16 protein-coding genes and 1 pseudogene are annotated in these 17,745 nt (G+C 36.4%); 12 read left to right on the top strand and 5 right to left on the bottom strand.

From position 1 onward, the window contains the following. Positions 1-26: 26 nt before the first annotated feature. The 6 genes and pseudogenes from CLV81_RS13880 (at position 27) to CLV81_RS13855 (ending at position 6,245) form a co-directional block, all read left to right on the top strand. Entirely contained in the window at positions 27-1,184 is a 1,158-nt protein-coding gene (locus CLV81_RS13880) for an ABC transporter substrate-binding protein (protein WP_245912023.1), read from the top strand. After that, positions 1,185-2,216: a FecCD family ABC transporter permease gene (locus tag CLV81_RS13875; protein WP_106145699.1), complete on the top strand. Its 1,032-nt coding sequence runs from the start codon at positions 1,185-1,187 to the stop codon at positions 2,214-2,216. It abuts the gene before it with no gap. Beyond that, positions 2,216-2,995 carry an ABC transporter ATP-binding protein gene (locus CLV81_RS13870; protein WP_106145698.1) on the top strand — a complete coding sequence of 260 codons (780 nt, stop codon included), beginning with the start codon at positions 2,216-2,218 and terminating at the stop codon, positions 2,993-2,995. Before CLV81_RS13875 ends, CLV81_RS13870 begins: the two co-directional genes overlap by 1 nt. 60 nt (positions 2,996-3,055) lie before the next feature. Next, positions 3,056-4,399 carry a DNA recombination protein RmuC gene (locus CLV81_RS13865; RefSeq protein ID WP_106145697.1) on the top strand — a complete coding sequence of 448 codons (1,344 nt, stop codon included), beginning with the start codon at positions 3,056-3,058 and terminating at the stop codon, positions 4,397-4,399. Positions 4,400-4,402: 3 nt separating this feature from the next. Next, positions 4,403-4,576, top strand: a pseudogene (locus CLV81_RS13860) (6-phosphogluconate dehydrogenase); the annotation flags it as partial. A 61-nt stretch (positions 4,577-4,637) separates the two neighbouring features. After that, positions 4,638-6,245 carry a recombinase family protein gene (locus tag CLV81_RS13855; protein WP_106145696.1) on the top strand — a complete coding sequence of 536 codons (1,608 nt, stop codon included), beginning with the start codon at positions 4,638-4,640 and terminating at the stop codon, positions 6,243-6,245. On the opposite strand, the gene CLV81_RS13850 is transcribed toward CLV81_RS13855, so the two are convergent. Next, entirely contained in the window at positions 6,242-7,426 is a 1,185-nt protein-coding gene (locus CLV81_RS13850) for a hypothetical protein (RefSeq protein WP_106145695.1), read from the bottom strand. The genes CLV81_RS13855 and CLV81_RS13850 overlap by 4 nt on opposite strands. Positions 7,427-7,752: 326 nt before the next feature. Between CLV81_RS13850 and CLV81_RS13845 the strand changes: the two genes are divergently transcribed. Next, positions 7,753-9,360 carry a hypothetical protein gene (locus tag CLV81_RS13845; protein WP_146129902.1) on the top strand — a complete coding sequence of 536 codons (1,608 nt, stop codon included), beginning with the start codon at positions 7,753-7,755 and terminating at the stop codon, positions 9,358-9,360. A 207-nt stretch (positions 9,361-9,567) separates the two neighbouring features. Here the strand turns inward: CLV81_RS13845 and CLV81_RS13840 are convergent, their stop codons facing one another. Genes CLV81_RS13840 through CLV81_RS13830 form a run of 3 tightly spaced genes read right to left on the bottom strand, consistent with a single transcriptional unit; the run spans position 9,568 to position 10,815 of the window. Further along, positions 9,568-9,855 (bottom strand): hypothetical protein, encoded by a 288-nt coding sequence (locus CLV81_RS13840; RefSeq protein WP_106145693.1) that lies wholly within the window; start codon positions 9,853-9,855, stop codon positions 9,568-9,570. 22 nt (positions 9,856-9,877) lie between these two features. Continuing rightward, a complete protein-coding gene (locus CLV81_RS13835; RefSeq protein ID WP_106145692.1) occupies positions 9,878-10,069 on the bottom strand; it encodes a hypothetical protein in 192 nt (63 codons plus the stop codon). Beyond that, positions 10,066-10,815, bottom strand: coding sequence for a hypothetical protein (locus CLV81_RS13830; protein WP_106145691.1), 750 nt, complete (start codon positions 10,813-10,815; stop codon positions 10,066-10,068). The genes CLV81_RS13835 and CLV81_RS13830 overlap by 4 nt, the downstream gene beginning before the upstream one ends. 1,303 nt (positions 10,816-12,118) lie before the next feature. On the opposite strand from CLV81_RS13830, the gene CLV81_RS13820 reads away from it, so the two are divergent. From CLV81_RS13820 to CLV81_RS13810, 3 genes are all read left to right on the top strand, one after another. Next, complete coding sequence (locus tag CLV81_RS13820; protein ID WP_146129901.1) at positions 12,119-13,297, top strand: hypothetical protein; 1,179 nt, start codon at positions 12,119-12,121, stop codon at positions 13,295-13,297. A 106-nt stretch (positions 13,298-13,403) separates the two neighbouring features. Next, a complete protein-coding gene (locus CLV81_RS13815) occupies positions 13,404-13,694 on the top strand; it encodes a hypothetical protein (protein ID WP_106145688.1) in 291 nt (96 codons plus the stop codon). A 99-nt stretch (positions 13,695-13,793) separates the two neighbouring features. Beyond that, entirely contained in the window at positions 13,794-15,218 is a 1,425-nt protein-coding gene (locus CLV81_RS13810; protein WP_106145687.1) for a KAP family P-loop NTPase fold protein, read from the top strand. Between the two features lie 7 nt (positions 15,219-15,225). Here CLV81_RS13810 and CLV81_RS13805 read toward each other — a convergent pair whose 3' ends face one another. Next, complete coding sequence (locus tag CLV81_RS13805) at positions 15,226-15,804, bottom strand: recombinase family protein (protein WP_106145686.1); 579 nt, start codon at positions 15,802-15,804, stop codon at positions 15,226-15,228. Between the two features lie 241 nt (positions 15,805-16,045). On the opposite strand from CLV81_RS13805, the gene CLV81_RS13800 reads away from it, so the two are divergent. Together CLV81_RS13800 and CLV81_RS13795 are read left to right on the top strand one after the other, a co-directional pair. Beyond that, positions 16,046-16,576, top strand: coding sequence for a RusA family crossover junction endodeoxyribonuclease (locus CLV81_RS13800; RefSeq protein WP_106145685.1), 531 nt, complete (start codon positions 16,046-16,048; stop codon positions 16,574-16,576). Positions 16,577-16,824: 248 nt separating this feature from the next. After that, a complete protein-coding gene (locus CLV81_RS13795) occupies positions 16,825-17,706 on the top strand; it encodes an SH3 domain-containing protein (RefSeq protein ID WP_146129900.1) in 882 nt (293 codons plus the stop codon). Positions 17,707-17,745: the final 39 nt, after the last annotated feature.

The raw sequence follows: 17,745 nt of genomic DNA, 5'->3' as shown, positions 1-17,745 counted from the left end.
AATTAAATAATCTTACTTTTGATGGCATGATGAAAAAATCTTCATTCGGTTTAGTATCCCTTCTGATTTTTACACTATTATTTACTTCCTGTAAGGAAAAAAAGTCTGAATTAGCTCTTAAACAAAATCCAGACACCCCTTCAATTCAATACGCACAAGGTTTTTCCATTGAAAAAAATGCAGACTATACCGTTATCCGTGTTGTTTCAGCATGGCCAGGGGCTTCAGAAGAGTTTAGTTATGCTTTGGTTCCTAGAGAAAAACTAGCATCCATCACATTGCCAAGCGATGCGTATGATGCTATTGTACCAACCCCCGTCGACCGGATGATAGTGACTTCAACCACACATATCCCTGCGATTGAGTCTCTGGGTGCATTGAACACGTTGGTAGGTTTCCCCAGCTCCGATTTGATTTCCTCTACCGAAGCACGAAAGAGAATTGATGAAGGTTCCATTCGGGAATTGGGCACCAATGAAAATATTAACACTGAAATTGCACTTGAAATAAATCCCGAAGTGGTAGTTGGTTTTGGCATTAACGGTACCAACAAAGCTTATGAAACTTTGAAACTATCTGGCATTCCCATTGTGTACAACGGCGATTGGACGGAGCAAACCCCTTTGGGAAAAGCGGAATGGATTAAGTTTTTTGCTCCTTTTTATCAAAAAGAAGCAGTTGCCGATAGTATTTTTAAGACTATTGAATCATCGTATAAGGAGGCCAAGGTACTAGCTCAACAAGCGTTGGACAAACCAACTGTCTTAACCGGAGGGTTGTATAAAGATGTATGGTACGTTGCGGGAGGAAATAGCTGGATGTCTCAATTTTTAAAAGATGCAAACGCCAATTACCTCTGGAAAGACACAGAGGATACCGGCAGTATTGGTTTAAGTTTGGAAGAAGTACTCACGCAAGGACAAAAAGCTGATTTTTGGTTCAATCCATCACTGCATACCGCTTATGAGCAACTGGAAAATGCAAATCCTCACTATATTCAATTTGGCGCCTACATCAATCGTAAAGTCTTTTCCAATGCGGTAAGAAAAGGGGAAACAGGAGGTATTTTATTCTATGAATTGGCTCCTCAAAGACCTGACTTGGTTTTAAAAGATTTGATTTCAATACTTCACCCCGACCTGATGGAAGGGTACGAAACTCATTTTTTCAGCCCTTTGCAATAAATGTCTCCCTCACAGAAATATCGTATTTCATTTCTATGCGTTGCTTTGGCCCTATGTGTAGCTTGGGTCTTGAACATAAGTTCAGGATCAGTTTCCATACCATTTGATGCCATTCTATCTTCCTTTTTAGGAAAACCATTGGAAGTTCCAACTTGGGATTACATTCTTTGGGACTATAGAATTCCAAAGTCGTTTACAGCGATTTTAGTGGGTGGTGGGCTTTCGTTAAGTGGTCTTTTGATGCAAACTCTTTTTAGAAACCCCTTGGCAGGCCCATTTGTTCTGGGCATCAGTTCTGGAGCAAGTTTGGGAGCAGCCCTCTTGTTGATGGGAGCATCGTTGCTTTCTGCATGGGCTTCGTTCTCTTATCTAAATGATATCTCACTCGCAGTGGCTGCGAGTTTGGGAAGTTTTCTTGTACTTATGGTAGTCATTTTGGTGGCCAATCGAGTGAAGGATACCATGGCACTTTTAATCATAGGTTTGATGTTCGGAAGCATTACTTCAGCTATTGTAAGTGTTTTGGCCTATTTTTCAACAGCGGACAATTTGCAACGTTTTATTTTTTGGTCCTTTGGCAGTGTCGGCAATCTATCTCAATCACAAGTTTGGCTATTGACCGGAATCGTAGTTTTGGGAGGGGTGTTGAGCATTTTTTCCATCAAAGCCTTAAATGCATTTTTATTGGGGGAAAACTATGCGGAAAGCTTAGGTGTTTCCCTTAAAAAATCAAGATTTATCGCCATAGTGGCAACAGGCCTGTTGGCTGGGGGCATAACTGCTTTTGCAGGCCCTATCGCTTTTGTTGGGCTGGCCGTACCCCACCTTACCCGACAGATTTTCGATACTATGGAACATCGTATATTGATTCCGGCGGTTTTCCTTTATGGAGCTATTTTGATGTTGCTTTGCGATACCATTGCCCAGTGGCCCAACTCGGCCAACGTTTTGCCAATAAATGCCATCACTACCTTGGTTGGCGCCCCTGTTGTAATTTGGTTATTGATTCGTAAACGAAAAATGATTTTTTAATGGATGTGATAAAAAATCAAATTTTGAATGTTGATAATCTATCTATTGGTTATCCGTCAATTACCATTGCAAAAAACATTTCGTTTTCATTGGAAAAGGGTTCCCTATGCGCCATTGTCGGCATCAATGGTGTGGGAAAATCGACCTTGCTTCGTACTTTGGGAGGGCTTCAAGCCAAAAAATCAGGGGAAATTGAGATTGATAACCAGAAACTGGAATCGTTATCCACACTACAATTAGCACAAAAGCGTAGTATGGTGCTTACGGAGCAGACCACCTCAAAAAATCTCACCGTACAAGAACTGATAGCATTGGGCAGACAGCCTCATACCAATTGGTTAGGACGATTAAGTACAAATGACAAGAAACGTATTCAACAAAGCATCAGAACTTTTTTACTGGATAAATTACGTTACCGCAAATGCCATGAATTGAGTGATGGACAGTTCCAAAGGGTTTTGATAGCGAGAGCCATGGCTCAGGACACCCCTTTGATTTTATTGGACGAGCCCACCACGCATCTTGACCTGCACCACAAGGTTCAAATCCTAAAATTATTGCAGCAGTTGGCTCACGAGCAAAATAAAACCATACTTTTTACCACGCACGAAATTGATTTAGCCATCCAAACCTGTGATTCCATGTTGATATTGGATGGAAATCAGAATCCCTTTGGAGAACCTTGTCAATTGATTGAAGAGAAGCACTTTAATACGCTTTTTCCTTCGGACATGGTCCAATTTGATGCAACAACGGGGACTTACAAGGTTAAAAAGTAAGTTGAAATACCATTTCGCTGAAGTTCGGAATCCGTTATCTTTATCCGTAGAAAATACTGTATGGGTACTGAATTGATTTTTGTGTTGATTGGACTATTGGCCTTGATTGGAGGTGTACTTTTGGGTATGTACGTTCAAAAGCTCAAAACAAAATCTGTGGAAAGTGTTTGGGAAGAACGGGAATCTCAATTGAACAACAATATTTCCACGCTTAACCAAAAGTTAATGGATTCCGATGAAGGGAGAAGGCAGCTACAATCCGAAAAGGAACTACAAAGCAATCAAATTGTGCGTTATCAAGCTGATTTAGAAAATTTACAGCAAAAGCACTCGGAACAAAAGGAAGAACTTGAAAAACTTCAAGAGAAGTTTACCAAGGATTTTGAAATATTGGCTAACAAGATTTTAGAAGATAAATCCAAAAAATTCACGGAAAGCAACAAACAGAACATAGAAAATATTCTTACCCCTTTGAACAAAAAAATAAAGGAGTTTGAAGAAAAGGTTGAAAAATCCCAAAAAGAGAATATTAGCATTCATTCTGCGCTAAAGGAACAACTGCTCAACCTTCAAAATCAAAATCTGAAAATAACACAAGAAGCCGAGAATTTGACCAAAGCCTTAAAAGGTGATAGCAAAATGCAAGGAAATTGGGGAGAATTGGTGTTGGAGCGTGTTTTGGAAAAATCTGGTTTGGAAAAGGACCGTGAATATAGTGTACAGCAAAGTTTTACCCTTGAAGATGGTAGTCGCGTGATGCCGGATGTCATCATAAACATGCCCGATGGCAAAAAAATGATAGTGGATTCCAAGGTTTCGCTAACGGATTACGAGCGCTTTACCAATGCGGATGAAGAGGATAAGCCCAAGTTCTTAAAGGACCATATCAATTCCCTGAGAAAGCATGTGGAACAACTCTCCGCGAAGAAGTATGAGGATTTATATGAAATGGAAAGCCCCGATTTCGTTTTAATGTTTGTTCCCATTGAACCCGCTTTTGCCATTGCCATAAATGAAGATGTATCGCTGTACAACAAGGCTTTTGAGCAAAACATTGTCATTGTTACTCCCTCTACCCTACTTGCCACACTGCGGACCATAGATACCATGTGGAATAACGAAAAGCAGCAGCGCAACGCCATTGAGATAGCACGTCAGGCTGGGGCTTTATATGATAAATTTGAAGGTTTTGTGTCTGATTTGACCAAAGTGGGCAAAAAGATGGATGAGGCAAAGAATGAATATCGCGGCGCCATGAACAAATTGGTCGAAGGACGCGGAAACATAGTCACCAGCATTGAAAAATTGAAGAAAATGGGTGCCAAAGCCAAGAAATCCATTCCAGAGCCTATTCTAAAACGTGCCCAGGAAGACGATTACGAAGAACCCAAACTTGAATTATAAAGCATGCGTAAATTCTTGTTCATTTTAATAACCGTTGTTGTTTTTGGAATAGCAGGTTATTTTGCTTTCATCTATTACGTTCCTTTTAGTGAAGGCTATCGCTCAGGCGAACTCATCAAGTTCAGTCGCAAGGGAGTTTTGGCCAAAACCTGGGAAGGTGAAATCAGCCAATCAATTTGTTTTAAGGGGTAAAATTAATAATTTTGTTGAGATACGCAAGAATCTTAAACAATAGCTTATGCTTGCCATATACACCCGTTTGTCTCGTGAGGACGATGAGAGCAATTCTTTGGAGAACCAGTTAAGGGAAGGAAAAGAGTTTGCATCGAGACAAGATTTATCCTACGAACATTACAATGAGGGCATGGGCATTTCTGGTCAAGCCGACATATCGGACCGACCTGAACTGGAAAGGCTTTTTAAGGACATCAGGAGCGGTAAGATAACCAAGGTCTGGGCAAGGCATCAAAACCGTATAGAAAGGTCGCTAAGGACATTCCTGGACTTTACAGACCTAGTACAATCACATAACATCGAAGTTTGGTTTGCAGGTAAGCAAGTTGACTTTAGCCAGTCTGGTGAATACTTCCATTCTGGACTGATGAGCTTTGTCAATAAATACCAAGCAAGTCTCGCTTCCGAACAAATCAGAAAAGCCGTTGCCCAAAACTTTAGGGAAGGTAAAGCATCTGGGAATTGTCCATTCGGTTATAAGGCCGATGAAAAGGGATATATGGTGGTGGACAAGGAAGCCGCCAAGATTGTCAAAAGGATATTCTCAGATTACAACAAAAGGATTGGAAGCACAACAATATGTGACTGGTTAAATGATACAGGAGTACCCACCCAATCCAAAAGCACCGATAAATGGACACCATCCACAATAAGGTACATCTTAAAGAACCGTGTCTACATCGGGGAAAGAAAATTCAGGGACACCCACTACTCTATCGAACCCATCATTACCAAATCAGTTTTCAACAAATCACAAAAGATACTGGAAGAAAAGGGAGTGTTCATTAAGGGACGGGCCAACAGAGACTATCTTTTATCTGGTCTTGTAAAGTGTGGCGTTTGTGGAGAGAACTTTCATGGTAGAAAGCACAGCAACAAGGCCCATAGGACAGAATACGTCTACTACCGTTGCAACAGTATGAAGTACCGTGGTAAATCATGTGGCAACAAGGCCATAATGCAGAACCACCTCGAAGATTTCGTATGGCACATGGTCGTACTGCATGGTGACCTAGGCCGCAGGGTCGAAGAAAGTCTGGCAGATAACAGTAACAGGGAGAACCTTGAAAACAATATCAGGATTACCGAGAAGAAGATAGCATCACTTGAAACGGAATGGAAGAACATTAGGAGACAGGGCGCAAAAGGAATCTTGACCGATGACGAACTGTTTGAGGAGAAGAACCGAATAGATAGAGAGCGCAACAAGCTTGAAAAGGATATTGTCCATGATATGGAAGAACTATCCAAAATCATAAATGCACTTTCCACGTTGGAGTTTGACCCAACAGTAGTTAGCAAGAACGAAAAAAGCCGTTTGTTCCAAGAACTCATAAAATCGGTTACGGTGGAATACAAAGACAGTTTCTACCATATTACCATCGACTACAATCTACCCATAGAACCAGATACCTACAAAATAGAAAAAGATTACACTGGGGCTTGGAAAGGCGACCACTTAGTTGGATGGGTCGGTTCAAACTTGCATCCTGCCCGTGAAAAAAGAGCGTTGGCAAGAATAATCAAATCAAATGAACAAGATAGATTAAAAGGTATTCCAAGTCAAAAGGAAAAAATGGAAAAAGACATGTCAAAGGGTTTTTTGAATTAGTTGTAGGGAGGCATTTTATCATTAAGTACTCTTGCTAGCAATAATTGAAGTGCAAGTTTTGCTCCATTGGTCATTTCATTTTCCTTCATAAATCGTTTAACCTCCTTTTTCCCAGCCCTAATAATATCCAAACCATCTGTTTCAACTTCACCATCCTTAGCACAACTATAGAAGAATTCTAAATCTTCAAAAGCAAAATCAGGCAAATAGATTAAAGAGGTTATTCCCATCTCAAATTTTTCCCTGCTAAAAATTACATCGAAAAAATAAATGGTCTTTTTAGAAATCTTAGGATTTATGTTTAGCTCCTCCTCCAGACCACGAACATGACAATTAAACAAATCAGGCTGCTTATTATAATCAAAATCTGTTTGAGAAAATGCCTCGTTCATGGAAAAGTGCCACTTATTTTCACTGTGTGTAGTGTAAAGTGAGCGTTTAGCCAAAACTACTTCAGTTTGGTTGTAAAGCATTACAAAAGTACATAGGCCGAATGAACTTAAAAATGGTTTATATTTAATAATCTGCTCCCTTTTTGTTACCTGAGATATTGCATGCCCTTGTTCTTTCAATTCCCTGTAAATAGAGGCAAAAACTCTATAGGTAAAGAAATCTGTTTCATAAGTCCTTATTTTAAGCTTTCTATATTCTTCTTGATTGACGTTTATCGGCCTAATGTCAAATACACCTAACATTTCTCCATTAAAGACCAATCTCCCTGCAGTTTGTTTTTTAAGAAGCTCTTCCGCCACAATATTCGAGTGCCTTTCAATTCGTTCTCTCAGGTCTGGTATCCCCATTTCACTTATTGAATCTTCCATAGAGTATTCACTATCGAAATAGATAGAGTCTCTAAACTTAAAATTTGAGTCGTTACTCAGAAATTTCTCTTTAAACTTTTCTGGAATGACCACAATTAATTTCTTCTTTGAGTTCAAGACTTCAACATCCTCTGCTTTCCAAAAGGGAGTTCCATGTGCCAAAGCAAAAACATCACCATTGTTCATGGATTTCAATGAACTCTTGCGTAGCTTTTTCTTTAACCTATTGGTTTTATACTTGCTAATTACCTTTTCTAAAAGTTTCTCTAGCAGAAATGTTGAAATTATACCCGCAAAAAATATTATTATGGATGATTCAATGGGATAATTGTTAATTAATCGAGATAATTCTTTTATCATTTGAATTTATTTGCAATGCTGCTGTTACCTAACTTTCCTTGTCTTTATTTTAGGGCAAAATCATCTTGATGCCACATATTTCAATATTACAAGATTTAATTGAACCCTTAATGCTATAACTGATTTGTCCTATTCCATTTCGAAACATTCAAGAGGGCTAAAGATAGAATAGGTACTAGTCTTACTGAGATTTTAGTTTTTGATTTGAATCATTTCTATTCTCGAAACGAACTCATTGTTAATATTAAATCAAATTGCTATTAGTTACATATTTCTCATCATTAAAATTTGTAAATTCATGATAGCTGTTTTCCAATTTATTTTAAATGAGTTATTTAACCAGGTCTATAGGTTATCGAGTCCAAAAGCACTTTTTCCCAAAAACGATGGAAGCGAGTCGGGAATTGGCTCAAATGGATACTGCCAAAACAAACAAGGAACTAATTAGATTACAGCAGAAACAAATAACTATTGAAAATAGATATCTCGATAAGATTGATGCAAGCACGGAAGAATTAAGACAAATTAAGAGCATGTTTGCAGCCTACGCTTTAAAAAGCTATGAACAGCTCGAACAAATAAATCGAGGTCTCGGCGATATCAAGCTCGGTTTGGATGTTTTAAATGAGTCAATCCAAAAATCTACAGAACGTATTGTTGATAAATTAGAACTGTTCCAGCAAGAACTTTTGGAGTTACTCAAAAATCGTAGGATGACAGATGCAGATGCTCTTCGTCGATTGGGTAAGCAGCGCTTTGGGGCCACCATTAATTCTGATGGAGAAAATCAACGGGATTTAGAAGAAGCAATTGAATTTTACGAAAATTCAGTAAACGATTTTGTGGGAAAAACAAATCCCTTAAGTTGGTTAGAATTAGGACATACTTATGCGTATAAGGAAGACTTTAATAGAGCTAAGACAGCCTATTTGCAAGCAGATAGATTGAGTAATCAAGGGCATCGAATAATACTTGAAATACGCAACGAAGCCCTGTTTAATCTGGTATTGATAGAAATATCAGAAGAGAATTTTCAAAATGCTTATGAATATATTCAAAGAATAGTTAATTCAGATACCGACCATGATATTTCAATATTTCTGTTAAAAGGTCTAGTTGAAATGAAAATGGGGCTGCCAGTAGACAGTTTTCTAAATATTCAAAAAGCTTTATACAACAGGCCTGAATTAATAAGAGACCTATATACCTATGGAAGTGAAGGAATTTTAATTAACCACAATGATCGGGTATCATTAGTCAAGAGGCTTTGCAATTCGTTAAAAAGTGAAATAGAAGTAAAGTATAAATGGGTTAATAATAATCTTCCTGAATATAACCCGATAATTTCATCACATGGTGAAAGTACAACAACCCAAATTCCAAGGAAACTATTCGACCTGTTCAAAGAGGTTGGCCAAATAGAACCCTATGATTTTTTAGGATTACTAAGCATTTATAATAAGTTCAATTACGAGTATGTCAATTTCAAAAAAGAACTTAGAAGAGCCTTGGAGGCTGCTATTAAGTCTGAAGATTACAATCTTCAAATTGCCGAATCAAAGGTTGAAAATTACGGGTCTACCGAATCAAGAGCTCATCAATCTCTACAAAACGATGTAGATTCTTTCAATAGCAAATCTCAAATCGGGGCTTTTATAGGTTTTATTGTTTTAATGATTGTCCTGGATAGTAGATGGTATTGGCGAATAATTCTAGCTGGAATAATTCTTCTCATTCTTTATGTGATTGCTTATGGATTCTTCAATAATTATTACAATCAAGAATGGGAAGAAAATAAAATTATGCATGAAAATGAGCTTGAGTCTTACCAACAAGATTTGAATAATGTTCGGATTAGAAGAAACCACCTTTCAAAGTTGATGGAAAAACTTAACAAAACTGACTCGAATGAGAAGGGGTTAATCTTGACATAAGAATTTCTTCAAGCTAACATTAAGGCTTAAAAACTATTAATAGATAACTCTTCAATAAACTTTGATTGATTAATGGGTTTTGGTTGTTTGAGAATTCAATTTTGATGCGAACCAAAATTTAAGCCTACTTTAGAAACGGCTTGGTGTCTTTGCTTTAAAATTGACAAAAGTGTCTTAAATCTCTCATTGCGAACCTCAAAATGGACATTATGCCGCTGCCTCTTGTACTCTAAGAAGCTCAAACTTTAGTAAGGCAGCTTTAAGGGCGGATTTATGGTCTGCTCCTCTTGAAATACACCATGCCCATTTTCCAAACGCTTTGTCTGTGGGAAAAGAAATACAGTCGAAACGTCTGTTATATCTTCTTTCAAAAACCTCATAATAGATATGGTCAGTTTCCAAGTCAGTGACCTCATAAATATAGGCTTGGTCACTAATTCCAATTTGTTGAAAGGTTTTAGTGGCGTTGTAATATTTTTGTTTCAACTCTTGCACTTAACTCACTTTAGTTTAGTTACTATATTTTGATTTTGAATCTTTCTTGATCAAATTTTCCCATTTTCGATAGAAACACTTCAAATTCCTTTGCAGCTTCCTCTTCTTCATTAAAAAGACCTAGATATCTATCTTCAAATCTTGCTAACCATTTTCCATTAGGCTCATCCCAGAACACTCCTTCGTATCTGCTTAACTCCCTTGTATGGCTCATGCAGCTTTTATATCTGCCCACCGCCGTTGAACTGTTGAGATTCCCTTACCTGACCTTTTCGCCAATTCAACCTGGGTCATACCCTTTTTATAGATGCTTTTTAATAAGTCCAAAGTTGGTTGCCCTCTCTTTTTTCCAGTAAGTTGATTGGTAATTGTAATCCTTTGATTTAAGGTAAATTTCCGATAAGGATTAAATAGTATTTTATTCTCCCTTCTATAACCCTTTTTAGGGCTTAACCGAATGGCTTGTTGAACTATTTCGTCCAACCCTTCTCCTATAGTTCGCCAGAACTTAGCATAATTTGCATAAGTAATATTATCCTTCTGGATTTGCTTTGGTATTAGAATGTTGTGCTGAAATACCTTGAGTAACGACATCTTGATTTCAGATGGTGTCATATCATGATTACAATAGGTGATGGCACGTCCCACCATATCTAAATGAGGTTTCCAATAGTGGTAATTCACTTTAGTTTTTGGAAACAAGATTGGAGAAATATCAAAGTACTTGACTTTTTTTAGAATGGCATCGTCATCTCCTATTTCGTTCTTATATCTCTTTTGTAGGATGTGTAGGTTATTAACGAAGAAACCAAATCCATTATGGTAGCCATTGATAACCTTTGGGTTCTGTTTAGCTTCTTTATCCGTTCCATTTTCCCTTCGGTAGTTCTGCTGTTCAAAAGCTGCATAATCAGATTCAAATACAGGTACATCACTAAATATGTTCTTCCATTTAGGCATTCTAATAAGATTTGGGATTAATGTCAAAACTGATAATAGTTCAGATATTTAACATTATAGATGATAATACCGCAAATTTAGTTGTTAAAATGCCTTTCACATAATCAATAATTTTTTTTGTGATGACTTTATAACATAGGGGGTGCGAGTGTTTTACACTTTTCTTAATTCGATGTCAAAATTGCATCTTAGGGCTTAATAAAGTGTTAAACCATAAATTAGATTAAAACTAGGGGTATTGGGATTAGACTAAGGGGTGATTTTTTAAATCATTGTAATTCAATTATTTAACGTATTTATTTATAATAAGAGCTGAATGATGTGTTTTACATTAGATTGTACTGAGCATTATCGTAAGGTTTTGGCTAACGTGTATCTCGGACTTGTCAGGAGAGCAAAGTTGTACTTTGATAAATGCGGTGAAGACATTCGAGTGCCGCCAGGCACGAGATTAAGTGATTACACTCTTGGATTTCTGCAAGTTAGCCGTAAGGCTCCAGACTAATCAATCCAAATAATAGCACTTCTAATACGTTCACCGCAATCAAAATAGTACGTATTGGGTAAACCTTGTTATGGTTAGTGGAGCGTAGCGGAACGAATCTAACCGAACAACTAGATAAAACAAGCGAGGTTTACTTATCCAGGTTAACCAATTCTCAACAGATTTACCAAGTGGCGCATATCTTATCAATAAAGGCAAGATGTTTTGGAAATCAATGTCGAGTGCGCCATCAATCGAATCCTGTTTTAACATATTGAGTGAGAGTAATCTTAACTAAAATAGCTCTTTTTAGTTGGTGATAGATTTAAGGCAATTGTCAACCGAAATAAAGGGCCTTTGCATAGTAAGATGCTATGTCCTGATAATTTTAGAAAGAAAATGCTTACATTGTTGCATAGCCATTATCGAAGTATGAATGAAACATACAAAATAAGAGCTAAGGATTTAGTCGTCCAGCAACCTAACAAAGTTGGTATTACTCCAAACTGGGTAATGTCCTATACCCTCCGAAACGATATTTTTAGACTCGAGAGCAACTTAAGGACGGAGTCCGTACCAAGCATCGTTACTATCCAAATTGATAGTTCACAACTACAATATTTGATTTCGACAATTAGAGCGGTTCACAACAACCAAAGATTGAGTTACGAATTAGGTACACATGTTATTTTAGTCGATTCCCAAGTATAGAAAACCCCTAAAATTTTTAAGGTTTTTCTTTAGTCTGAATTCATCCAGAAGCAATATCTTTTAACCTCTCCCCCAACCACATATTATAAACCAAAACCAAACTAACACATGAGAAAACTCCTTTTTTTACTCATCACTCTTTTATGTTTTTCAGGATTTTCCCAAGAAAGATTCAAGCATAGGTATAGAATGAAAAGAAATATTCAACTAATTGATAATGACCAACAGAAGGTAAAAGAGAACAAGAAGAAAGAGCTAGAGGAAAAGCTAAGTGGACTGAAAAAAAAGCTAAATGGACTGGAAGAGCAATCTATGGATTATCTAAAAATGTTTAAAGAATACAAGGAAACTGTAGAGTTTTTGGAGAACGGAACAAAAAATTTAATGAAAGATGGCTTTACCCCATTTGAAAGTCTTGACCCAGTGGACAAAGCTTCCCTCAGAAAAAAACTTGATTTGGTCAAAAACAATGTAACCGCATCAACTGAACTTTTGGGAGTTGATGGAAATAAACTAACAATTAATAAGGAACAAGCAAATAATCCTGATATCGAAGATTTTATCGGACTTTCGAAACCTGTCGAAGCCGAATTGCCTTTCGACGAATGGTGTTTCGGAATTAAAGGAATATGGTGCCGTTGCTGGGAAAAAAAATGGAAAGGCAATGTACTTTTCGAAGAAGACAAACTTTATTTTAATCCGTGGAATTTCAAAAGCGGTAAGTACCCTGATGACAAACTACCACTCTACTATAAATTGGAGGACGGACAAACCATAAAACTCAACTTTCAAGAGATAACAGTAACAACACTAGCATTACCAATCAAATACAGATTTAGAGATGACCCAATAATGGTTCTTAAAGAAAGTGAAGATGGTATGGAACCCATGATAGAAGAAAGGGAAATACCCGAAACATTTTCTACTGGCATCAACATTTCCTTATTCGGTGGTTATACCTTCGGCTCGACAAAATTTAATCGGCGGATAAAAGTTAAGAATCGAGAGATTGTCAGAAAGGTCACTTTTGGTGTACTATTGGGAACGGGAACCGAAACATTAAAAGAAACAAATACTGATGGAACCGAAGAAGCACCTATGGGAAGTGATGAATTAACAATTGGTGTGGCATCCCTGGGCACGGGTTTGGTTTATAGTCGAAATAAATTGGCAATAGGACTTTTCTATGGATGGGATTTTGGTGTTGGCTCAACCTCAAATACGTGGAACTATGACAATAGACCTTGGATTGGTATTGGTTTGGGCTATGATATTTTTAAACTTTAGAAAATGGCACGAATCGAAAATTTCCTATCAGAAATAAAGAGCCGAAATGCTTTTGATTCAAGATTTGAAAAAGCCTCTCTAAAAGAACTTCAAAAAGAAAAGCTTTATGAATGATTCAAAAGCTCTCTTTGACTATTTAGAGGAACGTTGCGCAAGAGGGGAATTAACAAAAACCGTCAACGGCGGCGAAGAGAACCTTACGTACCAGAATACTGGAAAAAATATCCATAATGGACAATGCAATAGATACATTCATACTTACTACGAGAATGGAGAAGTTATAACGGTAATAGACGTAACAAGGGGTATATATCCCCAGTTTGTTTCATGGACTTGCATGAGACATTATGAAGGTGAAATTTTACCAGAGGTATTTGAATGGGCAAATAAAGATTAATAACAATGATTATTTCTGCTTCTTTCGGTGACATCAAATCCTTTATAAATGATTGCAATTCTGTAGTCCTTCTTTTTTTCTGTAAGCAAACTCAATTTTATGCATATAAAACATAGTGAAATTCAAGTACCAATAGATGGTACGGACCCTTATATCAATTGTAAACTTGATAGAAAACATTTGGGGGAAGGATTACTCGAAATCATAAGAGCATATAATTCAGGATTTGTACTAGCAATCGACAACGAGTGGGGTACTGGGAAAACCACTTTTGTCAAAATGTGGAGACAAAGCCTAGTAAATGAAAACTATACTACTATTTACTTCAATGCATGGGAAAATGACTTCCAGAACGAGGTTATATATGTTCTTTTAGCAGAGCTTAATAATCTAAAAGGTTCGGGAGAAGAAAAGTTCTCTAAAGTTCTGGAAAATGCCCTACCACTGTTAAAAAGACTATTCCCATTAGTGTTGAAACATGCGCTTAGTAAAGCCGTAGGAGATGATGCAATAGCCAGTGTTGCTGAAAGTTTTGGTGACTATTCAATCGAAGAATTAAGAAAGGGACTTGACTCTTATAAAGACCAGAAAAAAGCTATTGATAGCTTTAAAACGTCATTGCAAGAATACATAACTGAAATTGATTCTGACAAACCTATTATTTTTATTATTGATGAGCTTGATAGATGTAGACCAAGTTATGCGGTTGAAGTACTTGAAAGGATAAAACACATTTTTGATATCCCGCAAGTTGTGTTTGTTCTTTCTATTGACAAGGTCCAACTAGGAAATGCCATTAAAGGAGCTTATGGAAGTGAAAGTATCGATTCAAATGAATACTTAAGACGTTTTATTGATATTGAATTTAGACTACCCAATCCTAATATTTCAAACTTTACTAGACACCTTATCGATTATTTTCAAATAGATACCTTTTTTAAGTCACCAGAGAGAGGTCAATATCGTGGATTTGAATATGATTCTGAAAATTTCTATAAGATTTGCCTACTCATTTTTGAGAACTTCAAACTTTCTTTAAGGCAGATTGAAAAAATTTTGGGCCACGTTTCTATTGTGATTAAGACATTTAGAGAAAATCACTATGTTTTTCCCGCTCCTCTCTTGTTGCTAACCTACATAAATCTAACTCATAAAAAGATTTATGACGAAATATTAGAGAAAAGGTATTCCCTACAAGAATTTATATTGGCGATTGAGGGAATGTTTCGAAAAATAGTCACTGATGAAAACAGGCGATATTTTGTGTTTCTTCTTGGGCAAACCCTTTGCCTCTACTATAACCATATCAACGGATATCATAACAAAGATTTACTCATTGTCAAGAACAAAGAGACAAATGAAAATGACTTACTAGTAAAATCCAATCTTGATATTTCGGAAAATAATATTGACCTTAAAAATTTTATCGAAAGATTTTTTGTAAGCTTTGATTACAGTGATGTTGGTTTAAATCATTTGCTTTCTCGAATTAGTTTACTCGAAAACATAAAGATTCAGAAATAACAAATCTCTAAAGGACCGCTTTAACTTTTTGTACAGTTCCTAAACTTACATCACAAAGCTTAGCTGTGTTTCTTAGTGACTGACCTTCTTTAAGTCGTTTGATTACTGCAGGGTATTTTGACAAAAACTCATCCTTAGATTCTTTAGAACCTCGAATACGACCTTTGTACTTGCCCTTTGCTCTAGCCATTTCTATACCCTCTCTTTGACGTTCCAACATTGTAGTTCTTTCCATTTCTGAAATATTGGCAAGTACCGAAACGATTAAATTAAAAGCCTGGTTAGGCTTATTATTTACTAGGGACTCAATCCCAAGATTATCAACTTTAACGACCACCTTCTTTTCTTCGAAACACTTTAAGGTATTAAGTACATCCAAGAGGTTGCGACCGAGCCTATCAATTGAGTTTACGGAAATGTGGTCTATTTGTCCATCCGACAAAAGTTTGCTTCCCTCAAGACGCTCTGCAAAGGGGATAGCGCCGCTACAAACATCTATATACAATTTGTCATTTGGGTTTTGCTTAATCAACTGTCGTTCTAACTTCTGGTTTGGTGTACTTACCCTTGCGTATCTTGCTTTCATGTACTAAATATAGGGTGGTAATAATTAATACAAAAGAAAATCAGTATTAGCGTTCGAACTATTCGATTAAGTGTATTAAGAAAAGAGCATGGTTCTAACTTAATACAGCCATAGTCATGATTATTTTCTAATATTTCAACTCTTAAGAAAAAAACTGCATTATTCATTAAGATAATTCTTATTTTAAATTTAAATACGAGTATCTGTATTTTACATACAAGTTTTAAGCAATCCAGGTTAAATGCCAAATCAAAAGAGTCATGTAACGTTTTATCAAAATCCAAAAATTGATTTTCTATTTGGAATTTTTGGAGGGAAGCCAATTCCACCAAAACATGACCAATTCAAGGCAATAGATGCAATAGAAGTTGACGAAAATGGGAATGAAAAAATTTTGAAGGATTTCTATTTGAAAAAATCAGGGAAAAACACGGTAGCTGAATTTGAGAAATTACTTAAAAATACAGCTTCGGGAATTTTCAATGATGACACCCGAATAAGGAAACCAAATGAAGTAGAAGTTGTTATTTCGGTTTCAGCCTTAGAAAAACAATTCAAAATAGTGGATGTGGACAATCTAGCAAAATCAGTTTTAGATGGACTTACTGGAGTTGCATTTGATGACGATTCACAAGTGACCAATTTAATTGTGAATAAACATATCCACCCTTCAAAAACTAATGGAGTTTTTATCGGAATTACCAAATTAACTAAAGATAGACATGGAATATTAGGCAACATAAAACTCTTCCAACAAGAGAAATGGAAGTAAAACCTTCAAACAACAGATGATATACCTCATTAGTGCTTTTTGGGTAACTTTAAATCCCATAATCTGCGGTACGACTAGAATTCAAAAGAAAAAATTAATTGGGTTTTCTTACAATAGAAATCATAGCTGAGGTCTTTAACCAGTTGCTGAAAACGTTTTAAAATTTGGACAAGAAAATAGAAAATATCAAAACTTTGGCTGACACCTTGAAGACTGTTAACATTCATGGAAAGATTGGTGTATCCCCATTGATAAATGATTCTATTATAAAAATGTTGAAATCAGCAAAGTTGCAAAATCAAATGGTTGGTATAACAATTGAACCGAATTTGCTAAAAAATCTTTCTGGATTTAATACACAAATTAGCTCAATTATAAAAGAAAGCAATATTGAAAGATTAGCAGCCCTTCAATCCAACACAATATTTCCCAAAACAGTTTTGGAATCTTTCGCTAAAATAGGAGCTCAACATAAATCAATATTTGCCAGTTTTGATAATATCAAGAAAAGCTTACCCGACACAAGTCAGATAGCAAATCTACAATATGCGTTTACTGGAGTATCTAGCGAATTTGCAAAACTGGCAGTTACTCAGCAAAAGTGGAATTTAATTGCGGACTTTGAGCAGATTACCACTAAGGCAACCTCAATTAATGAGAAAATCGTTGATGACGAGGGTATAACGAAAGAAAATCTAAAAGAGTTAAAGGACTTTTTAGGTAGAATAGAGATTAAAGTTGACCAAATTGACAAGGATGGGGGCTCGATTATTTGGAAAATAATTACAATATTAAGTTTTCTCCTTGCCATTTCTGGCGAGCTAAGAAATTGGACTCCAAAACCTGAATTTGCTACTAAGGAAGAGATAAACGAAGTAATAAAATCCCATTTTATCACTTTTGAGGAAAAAATCAAGGAAAAGAAAGAATATAGAATAACAAGGACCAAATGCAAAGTGAGTCTAAAACCCAGGAAAAATACTTTGATTCTTGATGTTTTGCCAGCCAATTTTGAATTAATTGTGTTAAGCACAAATCATAAATGGGCGTTTGTAAGTTATACAGGCCTGGAAGATGGATTACCACGAACAGGTTGGATATTGAAAAAGTACCTTACGAAGAAGAAGTGAATTGGGAAGTAGGATGCCTCAATTAGAATATGATTCACT

It is taken from the genome of Flagellimonas meridianipacifica, assembly GCF_003001695.1.
GTDB lineage: Bacteria > Bacteroidota > Bacteroidia > Flavobacteriales > Flavobacteriaceae > Flagellimonas > Flagellimonas meridianipacifica.
Note: the sequence above shows the minus strand (reverse complement) of the source record. Positions and strands in the feature narration are given on the sequence as shown.

Bases quoted from the DNA above. Each gene is read 5' to 3' on its own strand.
- CLV81_RS13845 (WP_146129902.1), top strand. From the start codon at position 7,753: ATGAGTTATTTAACCAGGTCTATAGGTTATCGAGTCCAAAAGCACTTT.
- CLV81_RS13820 (WP_146129901.1), top strand. From the start codon at position 12,119: ATGAGAAAACTCCTTTTTTTACTCATCACTCTTTTATGTTTTTCAGGA.
- CLV81_RS13805 (WP_106145686.1), bottom strand. From the start codon at position 15,804: ATGAAAGCAAGATACGCAAGGGTAAGTACACCAAACCAGAAGTTAGAA.
- CLV81_RS13835 (WP_106145692.1), bottom strand. From the start codon at position 10,069: ATGAGCCATACAAGGGAGTTAAGCAGATACGAAGGAGTGTTCTGGGAT.
- CLV81_RS13800 (WP_106145685.1), top strand. From the start codon at position 16,046: ATGCCAAATCAAAAGAGTCATGTAACGTTTTATCAAAATCCAAAAATT.
- CLV81_RS13815 (WP_106145688.1), top strand. From the start codon at position 13,404: ATGAATGATTCAAAAGCTCTCTTTGACTATTTAGAGGAACGTTGCGCA.
- CLV81_RS13810 (WP_106145687.1), top strand. From the start codon at position 13,794: ATGCATATAAAACATAGTGAAATTCAAGTACCAATAGATGGTACGGAC.
- CLV81_RS13880 (WP_245912023.1), top strand. From the start codon at position 27: ATGATGAAAAAATCTTCATTCGGTTTAGTATCCCTTCTGATTTTTACA.
- CLV81_RS13830 (WP_106145691.1), bottom strand. From the start codon at position 10,815: ATGCCTAAATGGAAGAACATATTTAGTGATGTACCTGTATTTGAATCT.
- CLV81_RS13870 (WP_106145698.1), top strand. From the start codon at position 2,216: ATGGATGTGATAAAAAATCAAATTTTGAATGTTGATAATCTATCTATT.
- CLV81_RS13875 (WP_106145699.1), top strand. From the start codon at position 1,185: ATGTCTCCCTCACAGAAATATCGTATTTCATTTCTATGCGTTGCTTTG.
- CLV81_RS13855 (WP_106145696.1), top strand. From the start codon at position 4,638: ATGCTTGCCATATACACCCGTTTGTCTCGTGAGGACGATGAGAGCAAT.
- CLV81_RS13865 (WP_106145697.1), top strand. From the start codon at position 3,056: ATGGGTACTGAATTGATTTTTGTGTTGATTGGACTATTGGCCTTGATT.
- CLV81_RS13850 (WP_106145695.1), bottom strand. From the start codon at position 7,426: ATGATAAAAGAATTATCTCGATTAATTAACAATTATCCCATTGAATCA.